This is a genomic window from Enterobacter cloacae complex sp. ECL414 (assembly GCF_021869685.1).
Taxonomy (GTDB): domain Bacteria; phylum Pseudomonadota; class Gammaproteobacteria; order Enterobacterales; family Enterobacteriaceae; genus Enterobacter; species Enterobacter kobei.
Map to the genome: position 1 here is coordinate 332,354 of NZ_CP091481.1, position 24,369 is coordinate 356,722.

A 24,369-nucleotide genomic window follows, 5' to 3' on the forward strand; every position below is an offset into this window, starting at 1 on the left:
GTTTTGTTGTTATGCACTTTGATGGTGTCGGGTACGGTATTTGTCGATCAGCACCGCAATGATGATCACCGCCCCTTTGATCACCAGTTGCCAGAAGTAGGAGACGCCCATCAGCGTCATGCCGTTGTTGAGGGTGGCGATAATCAATGCCCCCACCAGCGTGCCGGTGATCGTGCCGATCCCGCCGACGAAGCTGGTACCGCCGAGGATCACCGCCGCAATCGCATCCAGCTCATAGCCGGTACCGAGGTTGCCGTTGGCGCTGTAAAGGCGTGAGGCGCTCATCACGCCACCGAGGCCGGAGAGCAGCCCGCTCATGCCGTAGACAAACAGCAGTACCATCCAGACTTTGATGCCCGTCAGGCGCGCCGCCTGCATGTTGCCGCCCACGGCGTAGATGTGAACGCCCAGCGTAGTGCGGCGCAGGATAAACCAGCAGATAGCAATGACCGCCAAAGCAATGACCACCAGCCATGGCACGGGACCGAGGTAGTTATTGCCGATCCACTCGAAGTTGATGTTCGAGTTGATCACCGTGGTGCCGTCTGCCAGCAGGTAGGCCGCGCCGCGCAGCGCCGTATAGGTACCGAGCGTGACGATAAACGGCGGAAGCCCGGCAAAGGCCACCAGCGCGCCGTTGAACAGCCCCAGCACCATGCCGAGCATCAGCGCCGCCGGAATAGAAAGTCCGGCGAATTCCGGGATCAGCGACACCACCATTGCCGCAACGGCGGTAGTACCGAGAATCGACCCCACGGAGAGGTCAATCCCACCGGTTAAGATGATGAAGGTCATCCCCGCTGCCAGCACGATGTTGATTGACGCCTGACGGGTGATGTTGAGCAGGTTGCTCTCGGTGAAGAAGTTAGGGGCGATAAAGCCAAATACCGCCACGATCAGAATTAAAATAGGTAAAATGCCGATCGTTTGCATCAGATCGCTCATCAGCATTTTTTTGGCGGAGGCGGATTTCGCCACCTGCTGCGGATGGGTTGGAGTTGTCATAATTACACCGCCTGATGATGTGTGTCGTCCACGCCGGTTGCCAGCGTCATGATGTTTTCCTGAGAGATATCGCGCTCGTGGAGTTCACCCGCAATGCTGCCTTCGCGCATCACGTACACCCGGTCACTCATGCCCACCACTTCCGGCAGTTCGCTGGAGATCATCAAAATCGCCACGCCCTTACGCGCCATCTGGTTCATGATGCGGTAGATCTCGCTTTTCGCGCCAACGTCCACGCCGCGGGTGGGTTCGTCCAGAATCAGAATGCGCGGGCCTATCGCCACCCAGCGCGAGATCAGCAGTTTTTGCTGATTACCGCCGGACAGTCCGCCCGCGCGTACCTGTGAATGGGGCACACGAATGTTGAGCAGGGCGATAGCGTCATCGGAAATGGACTGGGCTTTTTTGCGGTTCAGCATGCCGAAGGTGGCATCGCGTTCCAGCGTCGCCATCGTGATGTTCTCCTGCGCCGCCAGCTCCAGAAACAGCCCCTGCTCCTTACGGTTCTCGGTGAGAAAACCGATCCCGTTTTCAATGGCCGCGCGCGGGGAGTGGATCACCACCGGCTCGCCGTCCACCTCAATCATGCCGCCCGTGGCTTTGCGCACGCCGAAAATCAGCTGCGCCAGCTCGGAACGTCCGGCACCGACCAGCCCGGCCAGCCCGACGATTTCGCCGGAACGGACCTGTAAACTGCACGGCCGCACTTTTTTACCGTCGGTAAGGTGGTGGACGTTCAGGCGCGGGCTGCCGAGAGGGATATCGCGCTCTTTGTTGAACAGATCGCTTAAAGGGCGGCCCACCATCATTTTCACCAGCTCGGAGGCGTTGAGCTTGTCGCGCGTCAGGCTGCCGACGTACTGCCCGTCACGCAGAACGCTGACGCGGTCAGAGAGTTCATACACTTCCGCCATGCGGTGGCTGATATAGATAATCGCCATGCCTTCATCGCGCAGGCGCAGAATCAGTTCAAACAGGCGGTGGGTTTCGCGGGAAGAGAGGGCGGCGGTGGGTTCGTCCATCACCAGAATGCGGCTGTTGCGGTGCAGCGCGCGGGCAATTTCCACCTGCTGCTGTTCGGCGATGGTCAGCTTCATCACCCGATCGGTGGCGCTGAACTGGGCGCCGAGGCGATCGATCACCGCCTGCGCCTGGGCGGCCATCTCTTTACGCTGAACCAGCCCGCCGCGCGACAGTTCGCTGCCGAGGAAAATGTTTTCCGCCACGGTCAGATTGGGGGCGAGCTGCATCTCCTGGTAAATCAAGGTAATGCCTGCGGCCAGGGCATCTTTCGGCCCTTTGATGTGAAACGGCTGTCCGTCGATCAGGATCTCACCGCGGGTGGCAGTGTAGGCACCTGCGAGTATTTTCATCAGCGTGCTTTTGCCCGCGCCGTTTTCGCCCATCAGCGCGTGGATCTCACCGGGGAAAACCGTCAAATCCACGCCCTTGAGCGCGTGGAAATTGCCAAAGGTTTTGGCTATGCCGCGCATCTCTAAAACCGGGGTTCTGCTCATGACGGATCTCCTGTGAATGTCGATATCTGCACTTCATCACAGGTGCGTAAATGCAAAATGTCAGAAGCTGTTCATATTTGTCATAGTTATGAATAGCTAACCGCCGTCACATTTCTCTTTTCACTCTCCCCGTGGGAGAGGGCCAGGTGAGGGCATCAGACCGCTAAGGAGCCTAAAGAGATGTCATCACGCCCCCCGTTTTTTACCAGTGCCCGTGGCCGCCTGCTGATGTTCAATCTGCTGGTTGTTGCGGTCACGCTGATGGTCAGCGGCGTGGCGGTGCTTGGCTTCCGTCATGCCAGCCAGATCCAGGAGCAGGTGCAGCAGCAAACGCTGGATGACATGACCGGCAGCATGAACCTCGCTCGCGATACGGCTAACGTGGCGACGGCGGCGGTGCGGCTGTCGCAGGTAGTGGGATCGCTGGAGTACAAAGGCGAGGCGGAGCGGTTAAAGCAGATGCAAACGGCATTGCGCCGCTCGCTGGAGCAGCTGGCCGATGCGCCGCTGGCGCAGCAGGAGCCGGCGCTGGTGGCGCGGATTATTCAGAGAAGCAATGAATTACAGCAAGGCGTGACGGGGATGCTGGAGCGCGGGCAGCGACGCCATCTGGAGCGTAACGCGCTGCTCAGTTCGCTCTACCAGAGCCAGAGTTACCTGCGTCATCTGCAGGACATCAACCGCCGTACTGGCAGCGATGTTCCGGATGCGCAGCTGCTGATGGAAATGGACAGGCTGATCGCCGCCGCCATCGAAACCCCTTCACCACGCGCCACGATACAGCAGTTGGATACGGTGACGGCGATGTTGCCCCAGCGCGCAACGCAGCCTGCGGTCAACGTTGTGCTGCCCGACTTTAACGCCGAGCTGCGTAAGCTTGCCCCGCTGTCGACGCAGCTGGCAGAGAGCGATCTGGCAATAAGCTGGTATATGTTCCACATCAAGGCGCTGGTGGCGATACTGAATAGCGATATCAATCAGTACGTTGAACAGGTCGCGCAAGCCTCCCGGCTTCGCACAGCCCAGAGCCATCACGAGCTGCAATCCATTAGCGTTTTTATCAGCATTTTCGCCGTGCTGGCGCTGATCATCACCGGGTGCGCCTGCTGGTATATTTACCGCAACCTGGCCTCCAACCTGACGGCTATCTCCCGGGCCATGTCGCGCCTTGCCCGTGGCGAACAGGATGTCTCGGTGCCCGCATTGCAGCGGCGGGACGAGCTGGGCGAGCTGGCGCGCGCGTTTAACGTTTTTGCCCGCAACACTGCTTCACTTGAGCACACGACGCGTCTGCTGAAAGAGAAAACGACGCAGATGGAGATCGACCGCATTGAGCGTCAGGGACTGGAAGAAGCGTTGCTCCACAGCCAGAAGATGAAGGCTGTCGGACAGCTGACCGGCGGGCTGGCGCATGATTTTAATAATCTTCTGGCGGTGATCATCGGCAGTCTTGAGCTGACCGACCCCGAATCAAAAGACGCGCCGCGTATCACCCGGGCGCTGAAGGCGGCCGAACGCGGCGCCATGCTGACCCAGCGCCTGCTGGCATTTTCCCGCAAGCAATCCCTGACGCCGCATACCGTTGAGATGAAACCGCTGCTGGAGAACCTGCGGGAACTGATGCGCCACTCCTTGCCTGTCACCCTGACGCTGGAGATTGAAGCGCAAACCCCGGCATGGTCCGCATGGATAGACGTCGGCCAGCTGGAAAACGCGATTATCAATCTGGTGATGAACGCCCGCGATGCGATGGAAGGGCAAAGCGGCGTCATTAAAATTCGTACATGGAACCAGCGCGTGACCCGCAGCGACGGCCGCAGGCAGGATATGGTGGCGCTGGAGGTCATTGACCATGGTAGCGGTATGGCGCAGGAGGTGAAATCCCGGGTCTTTGAACCGTTCTTTACCACCAAACAGACCGGAAGTGGCAGCGGATTAGGGTTGTCGATGGTGTACGGTTTTGTGCGTCAGTCCGGGGGACGCGTGGAGATTGAAAGCGCGCCGGGGCAGGGCACCACCGTTCGGCTCCATCTGCCGCGCTCGACGTTTTCCACCGTGTCTGAAAGTGAGACGCTCCCGGCTACCACCTCCCCGGATAGCGAGCGGCTGGTGCTGGTGCTGGAAGATGAGGCGGATGTCCGCCAGACCCTGTGTGAGCAGCTGCATCAGCTGGGCTACCTGACGCTCGAAGCGGAGAATGGCGAGCAGGCCCTGAGCATGCTGGAGGCATCGCCGGATATTGGCATGTTTATCAGCGACCTGATGCTGCCCGGAAGCCTCAGCGGAGCGGAGGTCATTAACCATGTGCGCAGTCATTATCCGCAGCTTCCGGTGCTGCTGATCAGCGGCCAGGATTTGCGGCCGACGCATAACCCTCAGCTGCCGGACGTTCAGCTACTGCGTAAGCCGTTTACCCGCGTACAGCTGGCACAGGCGCTGCGTAAGGTGATGGTAATTTGAGATTCCTCCGCTACTCCGGCAGAGTGCCGTTGATTACCTTAACGCCAGTCCACCTGTGAGTCTGGCCTTATGAAACGTTACTTTTCCGCTCTGATATTGGGTCTGCTGTCACTCACCAGCCAGCTGGCCCACGCCGACGTAATTGATGATGCCATTGGCAACATTCAGCAGGCGATCAACGATGCTTATAACCCCGACAGCAGCCGTAATGACGACGACGATCGCTACGATCGCAGCCGTCAAAGCGACAGCCGTCAGTACGACGATCGCCGTCGGCAGCTCGAAGACAGACGCCGCCGTTTAGACGAGCGTCAACGTCAGTTAGATGACGACAGGCGTCGACTGGAAGAGGATGAACGGCGTTTAGAAGACGATTACGATCGCGGCTAAAGCCTGGTGGCGCTTCGCTTACGCAGGCCTACAAAACCCTGGCCTGTAGGCCGGGTAAGGCGCAGCCGCCACCCGGCAAAACTCAGTCGAGTACCAGCACCATGCCGTCATACCCCGCTTCGATACCGTTCGGCAGCGGGTTGTTCATCATCCACACGTCAAACTGATGGCTGATGTGCGTCAGGATCACCTGCGGACAGCCAATCACCTCGTTTAACGCAACCACGGTGTTCAAATCACAATGGTTACGCGGCGGCTCGTCACGCGGTTCATGACTGCAGTCGATGATTATCGCCTGCGGCTGATTGTTGAGCAGAAACTTCACCGTTTTTTCCGGTAATCCCGCCGTGTCTGAAAGCCACGCCACGCGGCTGTGGGCGGATTCCAGCAGATAGCCAAACGTCAGCTTCGAATGGTTGAGGGGCAGCGGCGTCACCCGCAGTCCCTGTAGCTCAAACACCACAAACGGTTCGACCGTATGACTGAAATCCAGGATCCCCGGATGTTTGAACAGGTCGTCACACCCCGCGTCGTCCGGTGGGCCGTAGACCGGAATCGTTGCACCCACGCCCCAGCGCAGGGGAAACAGCCCCTGAACGTGATCCATATGATAGTGAGTGAGTAAAAACTGCTGAAAACTGCCCGCGGGCCAGTTCTCCATCAGGTGTGGAATACCGGCGTCCAGCAACGTGACCGCATCGTTGTATTTGACCACCGCACTGCAGGGACGACGGCGATAATTTTCCTGCAAACGCGCGCGTCTACACGCCGCGCAGTCGCAGCCAAAGACGGGCACCAGCTGGGCACCGCCGGTGCCGGTTAACGTTATGGTCAGACTCATCACTCACCTCTACAGCGGTTTGGTGAAGCGGAAATGGCTCTGCGTATACCCTTCACGAAGGTAGAAACGGTGGGCGTCCACGCGCTTCACGCTGGTGGAAAGTTCTGTCAACTCCGCGCCAGCCTGTCGTGCAACGTCCTCTGCCCAGGCGAGCAACTGGCTACCCACCTTTAACCCGCGCGCTTGCGGCATTACCACCAGCTCCTGGATCTCGCCGATCCAGCGGGCGTGATGGAGGTGAAACTGCATGTGCAGACCGATCATGCCGATGACTTCCCCGTCCAGCTCGGCAAGCTGGTAGCGCATATTGTGATCCTGCAGATTAGCCAGATAGCCGGCATGAAACGCCTGGTGATCGAACTCTGCTTGCTTAAGTTCGCAGATGAGGGCGTACACGCTCTGCGCATCATCAGCAGTGGCGGGGCGAAGCTGGCAGTCAGGCATGCTGTTTCTCCTTCTGACGGATAAGGGATAAAAAGATCTCGACTGACTGTAGCAAACTTCCGTCGTTATTGAGGACATGGCAGCCTGAAGGGGTGTAGCGCGCCGCGCGCTCCAGCCGCTGGTCAATCTCACGCGCGTTTTCGCGCCCCCGGTTTTGCAGCCTGCTGCGCAGAACGTCCGGGGAAACCTGCAGGCAGATCGGCAGCAGGGCCGCTTCATATCGGGCTTTTGCCTGCGGCAGATGGGCGCGTGAGCCGTTGACCAGCACATCAAAACCCGCGTGCAGCCAGAGGTCGATCTCAATGCCGACGCCATAGTAGAAACCGTTAGCGTGCCAGCTCAGTGCCAGCAGGTTTTGCCCGGCGCGGGTGAAAAACTCCTGCTCGCTCAGGGCGATATGGTTTTCACTTCCGGCGTTCGCCGCGCGGGTAATATAGCGGTGCGCCACCAGCAGCTGTGAATGTTCCCGCTGCCGCAGGGCAGACAGCAGGCTGTCCTTACCGGAGCCGGACGGCCCCATCATCCAGATAAGTCTTCCCATCAGAACACCCTTTTTCCCTGACGCCAGACGTGGTCGATATGAATATGCTCGCCTTTGCGGTGGGCAAGCACCAGATCTGCCCGTTTTCCTTCGGCAATCTCACCGCGATCCTGAAGATTGAGTGCGGCGGCCGGGTTTTTGGTCACCAGGCGAATGGCCTGTGGCAGCGTAAAACGGTTCTCCTCATCGTCCGCGACCCGGAATGCCGCATCCAGCAGGCTGGCGGGGTAGTAGTCAGACGAGAGGATATCCAGCAGGCCGAGCGAGGCGAGCTTGCTTGCCGCCACGTTGCCGGAGTGCGAGCCGCCGCGCACGATGTTCGGCGCGCCCATCAGCACGTTCATCCCGTGCTGACGTGACGCCTCTGCGGCTTCGAACGTAGTGGGAAATTCGGCGATCACGCTACCAAGCTGGTGGGATTCACGCACATGATCGTGCGTGGCATCGTCATGGCTTGCCAGCGCAATATTGCGGTCACGGCACATTGCGGCAATCCTGAGACGGTTCGGCTGCGACCACTGTGCCGCAAGCGCCAGCTGTTCTTCTTCGTAGCGCGCCATCTCGGCATCGTTGAGCGAGTATTTGCCCTGATAGTATTCACGATACTTCTCAATGTTGGCGAACTGACGCTGCCCCGGCGAGTGGTCCATCAGGGAGACCAGCGAGACAGGCTCGCGGCCCACCAGTTTTTCAAACAGCGGCAGGGTGGTGTGGTGCGGCAGCTCGCAGCGCAGGTGCAAACGGTGCTCGGCGCGGTTAAGGCCACGCTTTTGCGTCTCTTCCACGGCGTTAATCATCTTCTCCAGGTTTTCAAGCCTGTCGCCGCCGTCGCGCACGTCGCCAATCGCCACCGCGTCGAGCACGGTGGTAATACCGCTGGCGACCATCAGCGCGTCGTGGCTGCTCATCGCCGAATGGGCGGGCCAGTCCACCTTTGGGCGCGGGGTGAAGAATTTGTCGAGGTTGTCGGTATGCAGCTCAATGAGCCCCGGCAGCAGCCAGCCACCTTCGCCGTCCATCGCGTCAGGCGCGCGGCTCCGGGTTTCGGCAAACGCACGGATGACGCCGTCCTGGATTTCAACCGAGCCATCCACGACCTCGTTTTCCAGCACCAGCCTGACGTTATTGATAATCATACGTTTGTCCCCATCGGGTGCAGTCTGTCCGCTACGCGCTCGCGCACGGCTTCATCGTGGAAGATCCCGACGATCGCCGCGCCGCGCGCTTTGGCCTGTTCGATCAGTTCCATCACCGCTGCGCTGTTTTTGCTGTCGAGCGAAGCGGTGGGTTCATCCAGGAGTAAAATCGGGTAGTCGACAATAAAGCCGCGTGCGATGTTGACCCGCTGCTGCTCGCCACCGGAAAAGGTCGATGGGGCAAGGTGCCACAGACGCTCCGGCACGTTGAGGCGCGTCAGCAGGCTGGCGGCTTTGGCGGCACAGGTATCACGCGGTACGCCGAGATCCAGCAGTGGCTGCATCACCACGTCCAGAGCGGAGATCCGCGGGATCACCCGCAGAAACTGGCTGACCCAGCCGATCGTCGAACGGCGCACTTCAAGTACCTTACGCGCGGGTGCCTGCACCAGATCCACCCACTCGTTGTTGTGGCGAATATGAATGTGGCCTTCGTCTGGCTGATAGTTGGCGTACAGGGAGCGCAGCAGGGTGGATTTTCCACTGCCGGAGTGGCCGTGCAGCACGACGCATTCGCCGTTGCCGACCTCTAACGACGCGTTTTGCAGGACGGGCAGCCGCACGCCGTTTTGCTGGTGGAGCACAAAGGTTTTACTGACGTTTTGTACGTGGATCATGTTGGCCTCGTGATTCGTTTTGCCGGGTGGCGGCTTCGCCTTACCCGGCCTACAGGTGCGGTGTTCGTAGGCCGGGTAAGCGCAGCGCCACCCGGCAACAGCAGCCTCAATTCTGCAATACGGACGACACCAGCAGCTGGGTGTACGGATGATGGGGATCGTCGAGCACGCGGTCGGTCAGCCCACTTTCCACCACCTGACCCTGCTTCATCACCAGCAGACGGTCCGCCAGCAGGCGTGCGACGCCCAAATCGTGGGTGACAATCACCACCGCCAGGTTCAACTCCACCACCAGGCCGCGCAGCAGATCGAGCAGGCGCGCCTGAACCGAGACGTCCAGCCCGCCGGTGGGCTCATCCATAAACACCAGCTTCGGATGGGTGACCAGGTTGCGGGCGATCTGTAAACGCTGCTGCATGCCGCCGGAGAAAGTGGTGGGCAGGTCGTCGATACGCGAGGCGGGGATTTCAACCTCCTCCAGCCAGTGCTGCGCGGTGGCGCGGATGTGACCGTAGTGGCGCGCGCCGGTGGCCATCAGTCGTTCGCCGATGTTGCCTCCCGCTGAAACCTGGCGGCGCAGCCCGTCCATTGGGTGCTGATGCACTACGCCCCACTCGGTACGCAGCAGGCGACGGCGCTCGGCCTCGCTCATGCCATACAGCGACGTGCCCTCATATAAAATCTCACCGTTCTGCGGCGTCAGGCGCGCGGAGAGAGATTTGAGCAGCGTGGTTTTACCGGAGCCGGACTCGCCGACAATCCCCAGCACTTCGCCCGGCCACAGCTCGAACGACACGTCGCTGAAGCCTTTGCCCGGCGCGTATAGGTGAGTCAGGTTATTAACCGAAAGCAGCGGTTTCATTGGCTGTTCGCCTCGCTCTGTTGGCGGCAGAAATCGGTGTCGGAGCAGACGAACATCCGTTTGCCCGTGTCATCCAGCACCACTTCATCCAGATAGCTATGTTGGGATCCGCAGATGGCGCATGGCTCGTCCCACGCCTGCACCGTAAACGGGTGGTCATCAAAATCGAGACTCTCCACACGGGTGTAAGGCGGTACGGCATAGATGCGTTTTTCACGCCCGGCGCCAAAGAGTTGCAGGGCTGGCATCATGTCCATCTTCGGGTTATCGAATTTCGGGATTGGTGACGGGTCCATCACATAGCGCCCGTTGACCTTCACCGGGTAGGCGTAGGTGGTGGCGATATGGCCGAAGCGGGCGATGTCCTCGTAAAGCTTCACCTGCATCACGCCGTACTCTTCCAGCGCGTGCATGGTGCGGGTTTCGGTTTCCCGCGGCTCGATAAAGCGCAGCGGCTCCGGGATCGGCACCTGGAAAATCAGAATCTGATCTTCAGTCAGCGGGGTTTCCGGAATGCGGTGGCGGGTCTGGATCAGCGTTGCGTCTTCGGTTTTTTCAGTGGTCGCTACGCCGGTCACGCGCTTGAAGAAGTTGCGGATCGAAACGGCGTTGGTGGTGTCGTCTGCCCCCTGGTCGATGACCTTAAGCACGTCGGCTTCCCCGATCACGCTGGCGGTCAACTGAATACCGCCGGTGCCCCAGCCGTAGGGCATTGGCATCTCGCGGCCGCCGAACGGTACCTGGTAGCCCGGAATGGCAACCGCTTTGAGGATGGCGCGGCGGATCATGCGTTTGGTTTGCTCATCCAGATAGGCAAAGTTGTAGCCGCTTAAGTTAGCCATTGGCGCGCTCCCGTTGCAGACGTTTCAGCAGTTCCAGTTCGGCCTGGAAATCGACGTAGTGCGGCAGCTTGAGGTGCGAGACGAAACCGGCGGCCTCAACGTTGTCTGCATGGGCCAGCACGAACTCCTCATCCTGCGCCGGGCCGGCGATGTGCTCGCCGTAGTCCGGTGCCTGCAGGGCGCGGTCGACCAGCGCCATCGCCATGGCTTTGCGTTCGCTCAGGCCAAACACCAATCCGTAGCCGCGGGTAAAGTGCGGGTCTTCATTCTCTGGCGCGACAAAGCCGTTAACCATTTCGCATTCGGTCATCAGCAGTTCGCCGACGTTCACCGCAAAACCCAGCTCTTCCGGCACAATTTCGACGTCGATATAGCCGCTGCGAATTTCGGCCGCAAACGGGTGGTTACGCCCATAGCCGCGCTGGGTGGAGTAGGCCAGCGCCAGCAGATAGCCTTCGTCGCCGCGCATCAGCTGTTGCAGGCGCGAGGAGCGCGAGCACGGGAAAACTGGCGGCGTGCGGGTGATGTCATCCGGCGCGGTACCCGAATCTTCTTCCGCTTTCGCCAGCCCCTGGTTTGCCAGCAGGCTGAAGACGTGCGGAGACGGCTCCTGTTCGGCATCCGTGGTGCTGAGCCGTGGCGCTTCGCCATTTGCCAGCAGGGTAAAATCCAGCAGGCGATGGGTGTAATCGTAGGTGGGGCCAAGCCGCTGGCCGCCGGGGATGTCTTTATAAACGGCAGAAATACGGCGCTCCAGGCGCATCTGCGCCGTATTCACCGGCTCGCTCGCCGTGAAGCGGGGAACCGTGGTGCGCCAGGCGCGCAGCAGAAAGATGGCTTCGACGTTATCGCCGCTGGCCTGCTTCAGCGCCAGCGCCGCCAGCTCGCGATCGGCGACGCCGCCTTCGGTCATCACCCGGTCAACGGCCAGGTTCAGCTGCTGCTCAATCTGGGCGACGCTCAGTTCGGGCAGTTTTTCATCGCCCCGTCGTCTGTGTTCCTGCAAGGCATGGGCGGCGGCGATCGCCTTTTCGCCCCCTTTAACGGCAACGTACATCAGCACACCTCCACGTGGGTGGTCCGCGGGATGGCGAGCAGACGCTCGCCGCAGGTCAGGATCAGGTCTATGCCCAGCGGGAACGGGTGCGGGCGTTCGGTCAGCTCATGAATGATGCACTCCGGCAGCTGCGGCGCAACCATGCGTTCATCGGCGATACCTGCACCGGTCAGGCGGAGCATGCGGCCGCCGCTCAGGCTGGAGACCTGCAGAATCAGCGTGGCGCTGGTTTCCGGTGCAACGGCGCTGCCTTCGCTCAGGGCGTTGAGCTGCTCGTGGCTGATGTGTTCGTCGGCCACGGCAAAGACCGCCTGTCGCGGTTGCTCAACCAGCGGGGCACTGGTGTGAAAACGCAGATTCTGGCTGGCGATGTCATTAGATAAGGCGCCTGACAGCCACACCGGCGTGTCGTTGTCGGCAAGGGTCAGCAACACGCTGGTGGTCGCCAGATTCAGCGGCAGCCAGCCCTGTGAAAGCTGGTGCAGCGAGACAATCACCCCCGGCTCGCTCATGGCTTTCAGCAGGCGACGAAAACTTTGTTGGGCATCCTGGACGGCCAGGGTAAAAGCAGGTTGAAGCGTCATGCGTTGTCTCCGCGAACGAGCGTAAAGAAGTCGACCCGGCTGGTATTCACTTCGGTCTGACGTGCGGCAAGTCGTGCGGCGCGGTCAGCTTCCAGCGGGGCAATAAGGGTTTCCATTAACGTCTGAAAATGCGTTTGTTCCTGCAAAAGGGCGTCTATTACTGCGCAGCGCTCGGCGTGTGCTTTATCGCGTCCCAGCACGTAGCTGTAGCCCAGCGTGCCGCTGTTCAGGCGGATCGCGGCGCGGGTGAGGGGGGCGTCTCCCGCAAAAAAGCGCTGCCCGGTGCCGCCCATCCGGGCCTGGATCTGCACCAGGCCAATTTCCGGTGCGCGGATAGTGTCGTAGTCTGGCGTCAGGCTCAGGGCGTTCATGCGATCGCGCAGGGCAGCAGGCTGGCTGTGGGCCAGCACACGCATCCAGCGCTGTCGGGTGGCGGTATCGACGTGCATTCAGTGCTCCATAGTGAATTCGATCATGTCGGCACGGGTCAGGCTGACGGAATATTCCGTCGCATTGACCTCGCCGTCACGGTGGTTGAGGGTGCGCACGCAGAGCAGCGGCGCCATATTGGGGATTTCGAGCACTTTGCTCTCTTTAGCCTGCGCGCGGCGGGCGCTGATACGCGTCTGGGTGCGCTTGAGGGCGATGCCCGTGGCATCCTGCAGAAAGTCGTGCAGGGAACCGCTGTAAAAGTTTTGCAGCACTGGCCAGAGGGCGAGGTCCGCGAAGTAGTGGTCAATCTGGCATACCGCTACGCCGTTGACGCGGCGCAACGTGCGCAGGTGGATGACGTTATCGCCTTCCTGAATGCCCAGCGCGTCCGCCACATGGCTGGAGGCCGGGCGCAGGACCGAGAGCAGCTTTTCGCTGGTGGGATGGCTGCCCTGATCCAGCAGGTTCTGACTAAAGCGCGCCTGGGCATTGAGCGGATAGTCGAACGGGCGCATCAGCACCAGCACGCCCACGCCCTGACGGCGTTGTACCCAGCCGCGCTCGACCAGCTGGTCAATGGCGCGGCGCAGGGTGTGGCGATTCACTTCATAGCGATCCGCAAGCTGCTGCTCGGCGGGCAGGTAGTCTCCGCAGCGGTAGTGCGTGCGCAGTTCCACTTCGAGCTTTGCCGCAATTTCTTGCCAGCGGGTTGGGTAACTGGTCGGATGTCTGGATAAGTGCATAGAAAACAAAGCCTCGCTTCTCAGATGAAGTGCTTACGCAAACGTTGAGAGAGGAAATCCAGCAGGCTGACGGTGATGATGATGAGCACCATCAGGGCGCAGGTTTGCTGGAACTGGAAACCGCGAATCGCTTCCCACAGGGTGACGCCGATTCCGCCTGCACCGACCATGCCGACGACCGTGGCGGAGCGAACGTTGGACTCAAAGCGGTACAGCGAGTAGGAGATCAGCAGCGGCATCACCTGCGGCAGGACGCCGTAGAGGATCTCTTCGATTTTGTTGGCGCCGGTGGCGCGGATGCCTTCCACCGGGCTGGGCTCAATGGCTTCGACCGCTTCCGAGAGCAGCTTAGAGAGCACCCCGGTGGTGTGGATGAACAGCGCCATGACGCCCGCGAACGGACCCAGACCCACGGCTACCACGAACAGCATCGCAAAGACCATTTCGTTAATCGCGCGGCAGGCATCCATCAGGCGACGCATCGGCTGGTATACCCACCACGGCACGATGTTTTCCGCGCTCATCAGGCCAAACGGAATGGAGAGAATGACGGCAAGGGCGGTGCCCCAGACGGCAATTTGCAGGGTAATGGCCATTTCGCTGAGATAGTCCTGCCACTGGCTGAAGTCCGGCGGGAAGAAGTCGGCGGCAAAGGTTGCCATGTTGCCGGAATCTTTGAAGAGCAGCAGGGGATCCATTTCTGCGCCCTTCCAGGAGATAACCAGCACCGCCAGCAGGATGGCCCAGCTTATGAGCGAGAACCAGCTGCGCTTTGGCGGCGGGAGGGTGATGGTTTGCATGTTGGCTCCTTGGGTTTTAATTCCCTCTCCCTTGAGGGAGAGGGTTAGGGTGAGGGGGAAATGTGCGCGCTGATGCCCTCACCCCGACCCTCTCCCACGGGGAGAGGGGGAAAAGAAACTACTGCACCGCTTTATTTACGCTGGTCATGGCGCCGAGTGCCGCGGTCAGGCGGTCAAGGTCTTCCAGCTGGGCCTGAATGTCAGAGACTTTGCTGGTCTTCTCTTCTTCCTTGAGCCCTTTGTTGTCCTTCACGGCCTGCATCTGTTTAAACAGCGCCAGCTGGCGAATCGGGACCAGCTGAAGGTCGCTGGAGGCGCGGAACGGTGCCCAGCCCAGTTTCTCAAGAACCGCTTTCTCTTCCGGCGTTTTGCCGTAGTTCATAAAGAAGTCGTACACCTTGTCCTTGGTGCTTTCGGAGAGGTTTTTACGCCAGACGATCGGGTCGCCCGGGATCAGCGGCGATTTCCAGATCACCTTCAGTTCTTTCAGCTTGTCCGGCGCGGAGGTTTTCAGCTTGTCGAGGTTTTCGGTGTTGTTGGTGGCAACATCCACCTGCTTGTTCGCCACGGCCAGGGCGTTGGTTTCATGGCTGGCGTTGACGGTGCGTTTGAAGTCGCTGGCGGAGGCGTTGTTTTTCGCGAAGACATAGTAGCCAGGGACGAGGAAGCCGGAGGTGGAGTTCGGGTCGCCGTTACCAAAGGTCAGCTCTTTGCGTTTGGCGAGCATGTCGTTGAGGTTGTTGATCGGGCTGTCTTTGTTCACGATCAGCACGCTCCAGTAGCCCGGGGAGCCATCTGCCGCAACGGTCTGGGCAAAGACCTGGCCGTTGGCGCGGTCTACCGCTTCCATTGCGGAGAGGTTGCCATACCAGGCGATGTCGACTTTATTAAAGCGCATTCCCTGGATAATGCCCGCGTAGTCCGGGGCGAAGAAGGCATTCACTTTGATCCCCAGTTTGGTTTCCATATCTTTCAGGAACGGTTCCCACTGAGGCTTCAGGTTCTGCTGTGATTCCGTCGAAATAATGCCGAAGTTCAGCGCTTTTTCCTGCTCTTGTGCATACGCCGGGCTTAACAGGGTGCTGATGCTGAACATGCTGGTAAAGGCCAGCGCGGCAACGGCTTTGTAGTTCATTTCCATTCCTCGTTATGGGGAGTTATGCAGCCTGCGCGCGCTCTTCGACGCGGTTTACGCTGCGGTAGAGATGATCAAAACGTTCGTTATCAAACTGGTGTCTTGCGCCGTCAAAGAACACATGGCCCTGACGCAGGGCGACAATGCGCTCGCAGTAGCGCAGGGCGTAATCCACCTGATGCAGCGTTACCACCACGGTAATGCCGTCGTTCTGGTTAATGTCGCGCAGGGTTTCCATCACGATGCGGGCGGATTCCGGGTCCAGCGAGGCGATAGGTTCATCGGCCAGAATGATTTTTGCTTTCTGCATCAGGGCGCGGGCGATGGCGACGCGCTGCTGTTGTCCACCGGACAGGGTGGAGACACGCTGGTGGGCCAGGTGTGCCATACCGACGCGAGTCAACGCCTGAAGAGCTTCCTGCTTCTGGGAAGGTGAGAACCAGCGCATGCAGGTGCGCCAGAACGGTGTGCTGCCGAGTGCGCCAATCAGCACGTTCTCCAGTACCGTCAGGCGATTGACCAGGTTGAACTGCTGGAAGATGTAGCCCGTCTGGGCACGGCTCTTGCGGATATCACTTGCCAGACGCCCGGCGCGCTGCACCGTGTTGCCCAGCAATTCGACGTGACTTTCCGGGGTTTTATCGCAGGTGATAAGACCGCTTAAATGGCGCAGAAGGGTGGATTTACCGGAGCCAGAAGGGCCGAGAAGCGCCACCATGTCGCCCTGCTGGACGGTCAGATCAACGGCATGCAGCGCCTTGTTGTGATTGAAGGTCTTGCTCAGTTTCTCGACGCGGATGACAGTTTGCATGTGCGGGGCCTCACGATAAATGTGGCCTCATGCTGGCGCATCAATGTGACATTTGGGTTAAGTCTGGGTTGCGGGAATTTGAAGAGTTGAGGGGAGTTTGATGACAGGCGGAGGCGGACCGCCCACCGCCAGAAAATTAGTGCTGCTGCTTAACGACGTTAATCATCCACGGTACGCCGTATTTATCGGTGACTTTACCGAAACCGTGCGCCCAGAAGGTCTCCTGCCACGCCATGTCGATATTGCCGCCAGCGGCGAGGTTGTCGAACCAGCGCTTGCCTTCTGACACATCCTGCGTGTCGAGCACCAGCGTGAACCCGGCATACTGCGCGTTGCTGCCCGGCGGCTGCCCGTCGCTCATCATGATGTCGCTGCCCGCAATGCGGACGTTAGAGTGGGCGATAGCGGAATCAGGAAACTGCATGCCGGACGGACAGCCTTCTTCACTGCTGTCGCTTTTGGGCATTTCACCGAAAGTGATTTTATAGAGGAGTTCAGCGCCGACGGCCTGCTGATAAAAGGCGGTTGCCTCTGCACAGTTGCCGGCGAAGGAGATGTAGGGACTTAACGGCATAATCTTTACCTCACGTAAGAAAAGCCCATTAAGTGTAGTTCTTTTTTTGTAGGCCAGATAAGCGTAGCGCATCCGGAAAAAGCGCCCGGCGGCGCTTCGGTTATCGGGCCTACAGGAGAAAAATCAGTTCTTTTTCACGAACTCAGATTTCAGTTTCATCGGACCGAAGCCGTCAATTTTGCAGTCGATATTATGATCGCCTTCAACCAGACGGATGTTCTTCACTTTGGTACCGATCTTCAGCATGGAAGAGCTGCCTTTGACTTTAAGATCTTTAACCACGGTGACGCTGTCGCCATCCGCCAGCAGGTTACCGTTCGCATCTTTTACGATCAGGGCATCTGCATCCTGTGCCGGTTCGGCATCATTCCATTCATGCGCACATTCCGGGCAGATGAACATGCCATTATCTTCATAGGTGTATTCAGAATTGCATTTCGGGCAGTGTGGGAGAGACATATCGGTATCCTCAAAAAAGTGTTAACACGCTGGAAAATGCCAGCTAAATGACGGCAGTGTGCCGAAAAAGGCGGCAAGTATAGCGCAAATCCACACGTTTGTCGGTGATATTCTGAATTTAAAAAAAAGCAAAAAATGTGTCGGGAGTGACACTTCCTGTCAGTCAGTTAAGCGATGCTAACGTCATTAACACGGTGGAAAGAGAAGTCGCTAAATATATCGAATATTTTATTGCGGCAAATTGCTACGCACCTTCATTTCGGATAAGGTGAAGCAACACATTGTTATTTATCTTTGGTCTTTGCTGCCATGCATTTCGTATGGTTGTGGCATAACCCGTTCTTTTTAGGTGGGTAAATAATGATGATATATCCTGAAGTTTCTTAAAAAGGGCTACGCTTTTTATCTTTTGGCTGTCAGGCCTTGAGGAGAGCTTTACACGCCATGCAAGGATAGCCATTTATTTCTGATTATCTTCAATCAGTTATATTCCGGTGAACATGTTTTCCACACGTGATCATATAAGCCTGAACATCATAATTAATACCAGTGGCTTAATAAAAGTAATAAATTTGCGTTAAGGAAAGGCTTTTATCATGCACACACAGACCATTTTTGAATTAAGCCAGGAAGCTGAGCGTTTGTTACAGCTTGCCCTGCAAAATCTTGATACCTTGAAGTCAATGCCGACAGCGATGCTGGAGAACACGACGGCCGCTATTACGGGTGAAAAGAACAACGTTCTGCCTTTGCATTTTAGTGCGCGGGGTGTCGAAGCGCAGCAGGCAATGCTAAATAATGAATTACGCAAAATAACACGTCTGGAAATGGTTCTGGCTATCGTTGGTACCATGAAAGCGGGGAAATCGACCACCATTAATGCCATTGTGGGGACCGAATTGTTGCCTAATCGCAACCGCCCAATGACGGCGCTTCCTACCCTGATTCGTCATACGCCAGGCCAGAAAGAGCCGGTACTCCATTTCTCACATGTCTCGCCTATTGATGATTTGATCCAGCTGCTGCAGAAACAACTCTGCGATTACGATCGCGGGAAGCTGGCTCAGCATCTGGAAATTGATAAAGACATGAATACGCTGCTGGAACGCATTGAAAAAGGTGAAGCCTTTGAAAAGCATCATCTTGGAGCGCAGCCAATATTTCATTGCCTGAAAAGCCTCAATGACCTGGTCAGACTCTCTCAGGCGCTGGGCGTGGCGTTTCCGTTTTCAGAATACGCGGCCATTGAACACATTCCGGTCATTGAAGTGGAGTTCGTGCATCTTGCGGGTCTGGATGCCCACCTCGGGCAACTGACGCTGCTCGATACCCCTGGGCCTAATGAGGCCGGACAGCCGCATCTGCAAAAAATGCTGAGTGAGCAGTTAGCCCGCGCATCGGCGGTGCTGGCGGTAATGGATTATACCCAGCTTAAATCTATATCTGATGAAGAGGTCCGTCAGGCTATTTCGGTGGCGGGGAAATCCGTGCCTCTGTATGCCCTGGTGAATAAATTCGACCAGAAAGATCGCAATAGCGATGATGAAGAGCAGGTCCGGGCGATGATCTCCGGTACCTTAATGAAAGGCAATATTTCGCCTGGCCAGATCTACCCTGTCTCCTCCATGTGGGCGTATCTGGCGAACCGCGCTCGCTACGAGATGAATACCCACGGACAACTGCCGGATCATCAGGAGCAACCCTGGGTGCAGGATTTTGCCGAAGCCGCCCTCGGTCGCCGCTGGCGTACGGCGGACCTGGATGATATTGGCCATATCCGTCACGCCGCCGATTTGCTCTGGGAAGATTCGCTGTTTGAACAACCGATACGCAAACTGATTTACGCCGCCTATGCTAATGCCTCGTTATTTGCGTTGCGCTCGGCGTCCCATAAGCTGCTCAACTACGCACAAAATGCCCGGGAATATCTCGACTTCCGCTATCAGGGGCTGACGGTCGCCTTTGACGCGCTGGAACTGAATATTACGCGTCTTGAAGAGGACATGGCGATGATGCAGACGCGCCAGCGGGTGGTGAGCGATGAGGTGAAACATGAAGTTGAGCAGGCGCTGAATGCCACTGCGGACTTTATGGGGGCCCAAAAAACAGCGCTTCACCAGGCGATTGGTCACGTGTTCAGCGCTCGCAATATCCTTGATTTAGCCGGTAACGATCGGTTGAATCCTCGCGGTGACGAACCGCAAGAACTACAGCAGCTGGTACTGGATGACGAGGGGCAGGCACAGATTGCCCTGAGTAAAATCCGCTCCTCCTGCGAGCTTATCATGCTGGATGCGCAGACAAAGATCTGCCGGGAGCTGGCGTTACGCTTCGATCAGCTGGAGTCTACGCTGGCGCGTTCCCTGAATGACGCCATGCGTCCCATCGAAACGCGTATTAAAGAGCATCTGAGCCATGCCGGCTTTCGGGCGCGGATTAGCTTCCCGGCTTTTCAGGCTAACCAGCTTAACGTCAATACGCAGGCGCTGTTTAACGATGCCATCGCGCAGGACAACCGCCCTGCAGGACAGCCATCGGGCGCGGGCAGCATGCGTGAGACCGTCTCTCGCTGGCTGAATAATCCGGGCTGGGGCTGGGATGAATATGTGGCGACCCGCACGCGCTATGTTATCGACATTGCGCAGCTACATGACAAATTTAAGCAACATATTGATCAGTTTTGTGAACATATACGTAAAGCTTTGTCCGCCCAGGTCGATGTCTCTGTTACGGCAGGAATGGCGACGTTCTTTGCAGAATTTTCGTTATACCTGACCGGGTTACAGGAAAGCTTGCGTGATAGCCTCGCAGTGCGTCAACAAAATGAGCATTCGACCCGAGCGCTCAGCCAGCTGTTGAAGCAAAGTATCACTACTGCGACGTGGATACAGGAAGATACCCGACTGTTACGCGATGATATTCAAACTCTATTCGCGGCAGAGCAACCATGACAACACAGCTACTGGACGGTCCCGGGCGGACGCTGGAGTGTATTCATCCTAAATTTATGGTCGATCTTGTGCAGGGCGTGGACGTTGCGCGTCATCCTCATCTGGGGCCGCAGCAGTTGCAGTTTCGTGAGCGCTTGACTCAGGAGATCATGACGCACACCCGGTTACGACCCTGGGCGATGGCCGGAATGCTGAATGAGAATGCTGCCCTGCGCCTCGGTCTGGCTGAAAAACTCGCCGGGATGCTTGACCCTGGCCATCTTGCGCTTACGCTGATGGCGGATAAATTGAATACACTTCGTCAGCAGGCTCACTTAAGGGCTCAGCCCTCTCCGGGCCTGCTTGAACAGTACGCTGAGCTCTCATCGCATTTTACCCAACGTGCCGTTTATAAAGAAAAGGCGCTAACTCAGCGTGGACTGACCGTCCAGGCGGGTGAGCACAGCGAGCAAATTTTCACTCGCTGGCGAGCCGGTCATTATGATGGCTGGTCACTGGCCGGGCGTTGTTTCATTGTCCTGGAAGAGTTGCGCTGGGGGGCCTTCGGCGATGCTTGCCGTCTGGCGAAGGACGATGTTTCGGCCATGCTCAAGGATAATTTACGCAGTATGGCCGCCAATTATCTTGCTCAGGGTATCAATGCGTCTCCTGCGACGCGCCATTTCTATCATCAGTGGCTGACCACCCCCGCTTCGGCGGGTTTAATCGATCATAAAGACATGCTGGGCTGGCTGGGTGACTGGTGTCAGGCGGATAAACACCCGGTGAGCTGGTCAGTTACGCAAAACTGGCAGACCGTTGCGCTGGGGATGCCGAGGCTGTGTTCGGCAAAACGTCTGGTGGAGGCGATGGTGGAGGAGATTTTTGGTTGAACCCCTCACCCCTCACTCTGGCCCTCTCCCCAGAGGGGAGAGGGGATGGTTTGGTGCGGTTTGTTAATGTTGAAGCTCTGCTGCCTTCCTTTCTACATCTTTCTCTTGCACGTTTCCGTAGCGTTTCGCGTACAGTGCCGTGATGATCGGCACCAGAATCGCGGTAACAATCACGCTGGCAGCCACCAGTGCCGTTGCAGAAGCGGCTACCGGTTCGAAGGCCGGGTTAATCTGAGCAATAATCACCGGGTTTGCGACCGCAGCACCTGCGGCTGAAGAGGCGGCGACACCCGCCGTGCCGTTTCCGCCGCCAATCACGCGGTCGGCAATAATCAACGGAATACCGGTGATGATGATGACCGCAACCCCCAGCACAATACCCAGCAGACCCGTATCAAGGATCACGTTCAGGTTGATGGTGTTGCCCAGCGCAAAACCAAAGAACGGGATGAGTACGGGTGTGGCTTTGCTGAAGAAATCGCGCAGATCGTGATCCAGATTCCCGAGGGCGAAACCGATCAGGAAGGGCAGGATCGCGCCAACAAAGTGGTGAGGCTCAAAAGAGGCCAGGCCAGCAGAACCCAGGATCAGCATCGTCATGAGCGGGCCGGACTCCAGAGACATCAGGACAAATGCCCCGGATTCTTCTTTCGTTCCGTACTGGTTCATCAGGCTGGCATACAACCCGCCGTTAGTCATATCCATCGCCGAGACAATTGCCAGGACCGATAAACCCGCGAAGAAACCGGTCTGAATTCCATTCTCCGGAATGAACATCGCGCATATCATGGCGACAACCCAAGCCACCGCTATTTTGGTTATAACCAGCGTGCCGGATTTACGTAATACGGTGCCTGTTGCACGTAAATTAATGGATGCACCGATACAAAAGAACCAGACTGCCAGGATGGGGACGGTGCCTGTAATCATCCCTTTTGTGAAACCGCCAAAATAAGCCCCGGTTTCAGGCGCTAAGGTATTCAGAATAGCACCGAGTACCAGGGGAACCAGCATCATCCCACCAGGAATACGTTCTATCGTGGCTTTAATCTTCATATACAACCCTCACAATGTTACCCCTCGTAGCGAGCGGTGGGCGCGAATAAAAAATCAATAAATTCAAAATGATGAAGGGTTTTCTTGATGGCTTGTATTGGATAACCCCGCAACAAAATTCAGTAAGCGCTCTGGTTTTCTCATGTCAGAAAACACTCATCGCTATGTTTAGGGAATTATCATGCGATCACTGGAATAATGATTCAATGAAAATAAAACAGTGTTTTAGTTATCTGCGTCACATATTGATTGTAAACTTTACGCCGCGTTCTGGCTGGATGGGGTTTATGTAAATCTCTTGTAAAAAAGCGGCTTTTTATGGCGTGATAAAAAGAAAATGGGACAACATGAAAATGTTTCTCTGGGATGGGTTGAGAAAGTGCTTATTTGCGGAAATTGACAAAGACTGTCTTCACTTTACGCAGCATAAATATATGTGTGAAGTTGATCACAAATATAAACGCTGGTAGGGTAAAAAGGTCATTAACTGCCCTGGCAGGCGTCAACAGGTTCGGTTGTATCGACGATAAACGTCAATGTAAGTAAACCTGCTACGCTTGAATAAGGCGATTCGCATGGAGCGGATCCCAAGGTTCACAGCACCCACACTGGATTGTGAAACAGACAGGGCCGAGTCAACGAGGATAGCTATGCTGAGAAGGAAAAAGATTAAACCCATCACGCTTCGCGACGTCACTATTATTGACGACGCAAAATTGCGTAAGGCCATCACCGCAGCCTCGCTCGGTAATGCGATGGAATGGTTCGATTTTGGTGTCTATGGCTTTGTGGCCTACGCGTTAGGTAAAGTGTTTTTCCCAGGGGCTGATCCCAGCCTGCAGATGATTGCCGCACTGGGGACGTTCTCCGTTCCTTTCCTTATTCGCCCGCTGGGTGGTCTGTTCTTCGGTATGCTCGGTGATAAATACGGTCGCCAGAAGATCCTTGCCATCACCATTGTCATCATGTCGATAAGTACCTTCTGTATCGGCCTGATTCCGTCCTATGCCACGATCGGCATCTGGGCACCGATTCTGCTGCTGCTCTGTAAGATGGCGCAGGGTTTCTCCGTCGGTGGGGAATATACCGGTGCCTCGATCTTCGTCGCGGAGTATTCCCCGGACCGTAAGCGCGGTTTTATGGGGAGCTGGCTGGACTTCGGCTCGATTGCCGGGTTCGTGATGGGTGCGGGTGTCGTGGTGCTGATTTCAACCGTCGTCGGTGAAGAGAACTTCCTCGACTGGGGCTGGCGTATCCCATTCTTCCTCGCGTTGCCGCTGGGGATCATCGGTCTGTATCTGCGTCATGCGCTGGAAGAGACACCGGCGTTCCAGCAGCACGTTGAGAAACTGGAGCAGGGTGACCGCGAAGGGCTGCAGGATGGTCCGAAGGTGTCGTTCAAAGAGATTGCCACTAAGCACTGGCGCAGCCTGCTGACCTGTATTGGTCTGGTGATTTCGACCAACGTGACCTACTACATGCTGCTGACCTACATGCCGAGTTATCTGTCGCATAACCTGCATTACTCGGAAGATCACGGTGTGCTGATTATTATTGCCATCATGGTGGGTATGCTGTTCGTGCAGCCGATTATGGGTCTGCTGAGTGACCGCTTTGGCCGTCGACCATTCATTATTCTGGGAAGCGTGGCGCTGTTTGCCCTGGCAATCCCGGCCTTTATTCTGATCAACAGTAACGTGCTGGGGTTGATTTTTGCGGGTCTGCTGATGCTGGCGGTGATCCTGAACTGCTTCATCGGGGTGATGGCCTCAACGTTGCCTGCGATGTTCCCGACGCATATTCGTTACAGTGCGCTGGCGGCAGCCTTTAACATCTCGGTGCTGATTGCCGGTCTGACCCCGACGCTTGCCGCCTCGCTGGTGGAAAGCACGCAGAATCTGATGATGCCTGCTTATTACCTGATGGTGATCGCGGTGATTGGCTTGATTACCGGTATTACGATGAAGGAGACGGCGAACCGTCCACTGAAAGGGGCGACGCCTGCGGCATCGGATATTCAGGAAGCGAAAGAGATCCTGCGTGAGCACTACGATAATGTAGAGCAGAAGATTGAAGACATTGACGCAGAGATTGAAGAACTGCAGAAAAAACGCTCCCGACTGGTGGATCAGCATCCACGCATCAACGAGTAATAAAGAAACCCGCCAACGGCGGGTTTT

24 protein-coding genes are annotated in these 24,369 nt (G+C 57.3%); 5 read left to right on the forward strand and 19 right to left on the reverse strand.

All coding sequences use genetic code 11. The features are described 5' to 3' along the window. Positions 1 to 9: 9 nt before the first annotated feature. Together L3068_RS01535 and L3068_RS01540 are read right to left on the reverse strand one after the other, a co-directional pair. Positions 10 to 1,005, reverse strand: coding sequence for an ABC transporter permease subunit (locus L3068_RS01535; RefSeq protein ID WP_014882171.1), 996 nt, complete (start codon positions 1,003 to 1,005; stop codon positions 10 to 12). Positions 1,006 to 1,007: 2 nt separating this feature from the next. Then, the gene (locus tag L3068_RS01540; protein ID WP_047343375.1) at positions 1,008 to 2,522 is read right to left on the reverse strand and encodes a sugar ABC transporter ATP-binding protein; all 1,515 of its coding nucleotides are present in this window, start codon (positions 2,520 to 2,522) and stop codon (positions 1,008 to 1,010) included. Between the two features lie 180 nt (positions 2,523 to 2,702). On the opposite strand from L3068_RS01540, the gene L3068_RS01545 reads away from it, so the two are divergent. Next, on the forward strand, positions 2,703 to 4,982 hold the full coding sequence (locus tag L3068_RS01545; protein ID WP_117581815.1) for a hybrid sensor histidine kinase/response regulator: 2,280 nt from the start codon (positions 2,703 to 2,705) through the stop codon (positions 4,980 to 4,982). A gap of 69 nt (positions 4,983 to 5,051) precedes the next feature. Then, the gene (gene yjdP / locus L3068_RS01550) at positions 5,052 to 5,372 is read left to right on the forward strand and encodes a DDRRRQL repeat protein YjdP (protein WP_014882174.1); all 321 of its coding nucleotides are present in this window, start codon (positions 5,052 to 5,054) and stop codon (positions 5,370 to 5,372) included. An 82-nt stretch (positions 5,373 to 5,454) separates the two neighbouring features. Here yjdP and phnP read toward each other — a convergent pair whose 3' ends face one another. From phnP to L3068_RS01630, 16 genes are all read right to left on the reverse strand, one after another. Beyond that, a complete protein-coding gene (gene phnP / locus L3068_RS01555) occupies positions 5,455 to 6,213 on the reverse strand; it encodes a phosphonate metabolism protein PhnP (protein ID WP_117581813.1) in 759 nt (252 codons plus the stop codon). Between the two features lie 9 nt (positions 6,214 to 6,222). Continuing rightward, positions 6,223 to 6,657, reverse strand: coding sequence for an aminoalkylphosphonate N-acetyltransferase (gene phnO, locus L3068_RS01560; RefSeq protein ID WP_032637727.1), 435 nt, complete (start codon positions 6,655 to 6,657; stop codon positions 6,223 to 6,225). Then, on the reverse strand, positions 6,650 to 7,201 hold the full coding sequence (gene phnN / locus L3068_RS01565; RefSeq protein WP_117581811.1) for a ribose 1,5-bisphosphokinase: 552 nt from the start codon (positions 7,199 to 7,201) through the stop codon (positions 6,650 to 6,652). Before phnN ends, phnO begins: the two co-directional genes overlap by 8 nt. Then, positions 7,198 to 8,334, reverse strand: a complete 1,137-nt coding sequence (phnM, locus tag L3068_RS01570) for an alpha-D-ribose 1-methylphosphonate 5-triphosphate diphosphatase (protein WP_014882178.1) — start codon at positions 8,332 to 8,334, stop codon at positions 7,198 to 7,200. Before phnM ends, phnN begins: the two co-directional genes overlap by 4 nt. Further along, positions 8,331 to 9,011 carry a phosphonate C-P lyase system protein PhnL gene (gene phnL, locus L3068_RS01575; protein WP_014882179.1) on the reverse strand — a complete coding sequence of 227 codons (681 nt, stop codon included), beginning with the start codon at positions 9,009 to 9,011 and terminating at the stop codon, positions 8,331 to 8,333. The genes phnM and phnL overlap by 4 nt, the downstream gene beginning before the upstream one ends. 106 nt (positions 9,012 to 9,117) lie before the next feature. Continuing rightward, the gene (phnK, locus tag L3068_RS01580; RefSeq protein WP_014882180.1) at positions 9,118 to 9,873 is read right to left on the reverse strand and encodes a phosphonate C-P lyase system protein PhnK; all 756 of its coding nucleotides are present in this window, start codon (positions 9,871 to 9,873) and stop codon (positions 9,118 to 9,120) included. Beyond that, on the reverse strand, positions 9,870 to 10,715 hold the full coding sequence (gene phnJ / locus L3068_RS01585) for an alpha-D-ribose 1-methylphosphonate 5-phosphate C-P-lyase PhnJ (protein WP_014882181.1): 846 nt from the start codon (positions 10,713 to 10,715) through the stop codon (positions 9,870 to 9,872). Before phnJ ends, phnK begins: the two co-directional genes overlap by 4 nt. Beyond that, on the reverse strand, positions 10,708 to 11,772 hold the full coding sequence (locus tag L3068_RS01590) for a carbon-phosphorus lyase complex subunit (RefSeq protein ID WP_023331819.1): 1,065 nt from the start codon (positions 11,770 to 11,772) through the stop codon (positions 10,708 to 10,710). The genes phnJ and L3068_RS01590 overlap by 8 nt, the downstream gene beginning before the upstream one ends. Then, a complete protein-coding gene (phnH, locus tag L3068_RS01595) occupies positions 11,772 to 12,356 on the reverse strand; it encodes a phosphonate C-P lyase system protein PhnH (protein ID WP_023331820.1) in 585 nt (194 codons plus the stop codon). The genes L3068_RS01590 and phnH overlap by 1 nt, the downstream gene beginning before the upstream one ends. Further along, positions 12,353 to 12,805: a phosphonate C-P lyase system protein PhnG gene (gene phnG / locus L3068_RS01600; protein ID WP_058690656.1), complete on the reverse strand. Its 453-nt coding sequence runs from the start codon at positions 12,803 to 12,805 to the stop codon at positions 12,353 to 12,355. Before phnG ends, phnH begins: the two co-directional genes overlap by 4 nt. Then, a complete protein-coding gene (gene phnF / locus L3068_RS01605) occupies positions 12,806 to 13,531 on the reverse strand; it encodes a phosphonate metabolism transcriptional regulator PhnF (RefSeq protein WP_058690655.1) in 726 nt (241 codons plus the stop codon). 20 nt (positions 13,532 to 13,551) lie between these two features. Then, positions 13,552 to 14,331 (reverse strand): phosphonate ABC transporter, permease protein PhnE, encoded by a 780-nt coding sequence (phnE, locus tag L3068_RS01610; protein WP_236904773.1) that lies wholly within the window; start codon positions 14,329 to 14,331, stop codon positions 13,552 to 13,554. Between the two features lie 118 nt (positions 14,332 to 14,449). Next, on the reverse strand, positions 14,450 to 15,466 hold the full coding sequence (gene phnD, locus L3068_RS01615) for a phosphonate ABC transporter substrate-binding protein (RefSeq protein ID WP_045135406.1): 1,017 nt from the start codon (positions 15,464 to 15,466) through the stop codon (positions 14,450 to 14,452). A gap of 22 nt (positions 15,467 to 15,488) precedes the next feature. Beyond that, the gene (gene phnC / locus L3068_RS01620; RefSeq protein WP_117581809.1) at positions 15,489 to 16,277 is read right to left on the reverse strand and encodes a phosphonate ABC transporter ATP-binding protein; all 789 of its coding nucleotides are present in this window, start codon (positions 16,275 to 16,277) and stop codon (positions 15,489 to 15,491) included. Between the two features lie 136 nt (positions 16,278 to 16,413). Then, on the reverse strand, positions 16,414 to 16,851 hold the full coding sequence (yjdN, locus tag L3068_RS01625; protein WP_014882189.1) for a VOC family metalloprotein YjdN: 438 nt from the start codon (positions 16,849 to 16,851) through the stop codon (positions 16,414 to 16,416). Positions 16,852 to 16,974: 123 nt separating this feature from the next. After that, the gene (locus tag L3068_RS01630) at positions 16,975 to 17,310 is read right to left on the reverse strand and encodes a zinc ribbon domain-containing protein YjdM (RefSeq protein ID WP_008500067.1); all 336 of its coding nucleotides are present in this window, start codon (positions 17,308 to 17,310) and stop codon (positions 16,975 to 16,977) included. 596 nt (positions 17,311 to 17,906) lie between these two features. Between L3068_RS01630 and crfC the strand changes: the two genes are divergently transcribed. Both crfC and L3068_RS01640 read left to right on the forward strand, forming a co-directional pair. After that, a complete protein-coding gene (crfC, locus tag L3068_RS01635) occupies positions 17,907 to 20,261 on the forward strand; it encodes a clamp-binding protein CrfC (protein WP_117581807.1) in 2,355 nt (784 codons plus the stop codon). After that, positions 20,258 to 21,133 carry a diguanylate cyclase regulator RdcB family protein gene (locus L3068_RS01640; protein ID WP_032637716.1) on the forward strand — a complete coding sequence of 292 codons (876 nt, stop codon included), beginning with the start codon at positions 20,258 to 20,260 and terminating at the stop codon, positions 21,131 to 21,133. The genes crfC and L3068_RS01640 overlap by 4 nt, the downstream gene beginning before the upstream one ends. A gap of 63 nt (positions 21,134 to 21,196) precedes the next feature. Here the strand turns inward: L3068_RS01640 and kdgT are convergent, their stop codons facing one another. Further along, on the reverse strand, positions 21,197 to 22,189 hold the full coding sequence (gene kdgT / locus L3068_RS01645; RefSeq protein ID WP_014882192.1) for a 2-keto-3-deoxygluconate transporter: 993 nt from the start codon (positions 22,187 to 22,189) through the stop codon (positions 21,197 to 21,199). A 650-nt stretch (positions 22,190 to 22,839) separates the two neighbouring features. On the opposite strand from kdgT, the gene proP reads away from it, so the two are divergent. Then, entirely contained in the window at positions 22,840 to 24,342 is a 1,503-nt protein-coding gene (proP, locus tag L3068_RS01650; RefSeq protein ID WP_014882193.1) for a glycine betaine/L-proline transporter ProP, read from the forward strand. Positions 24,343 to 24,369: the final 27 nt, after the last annotated feature.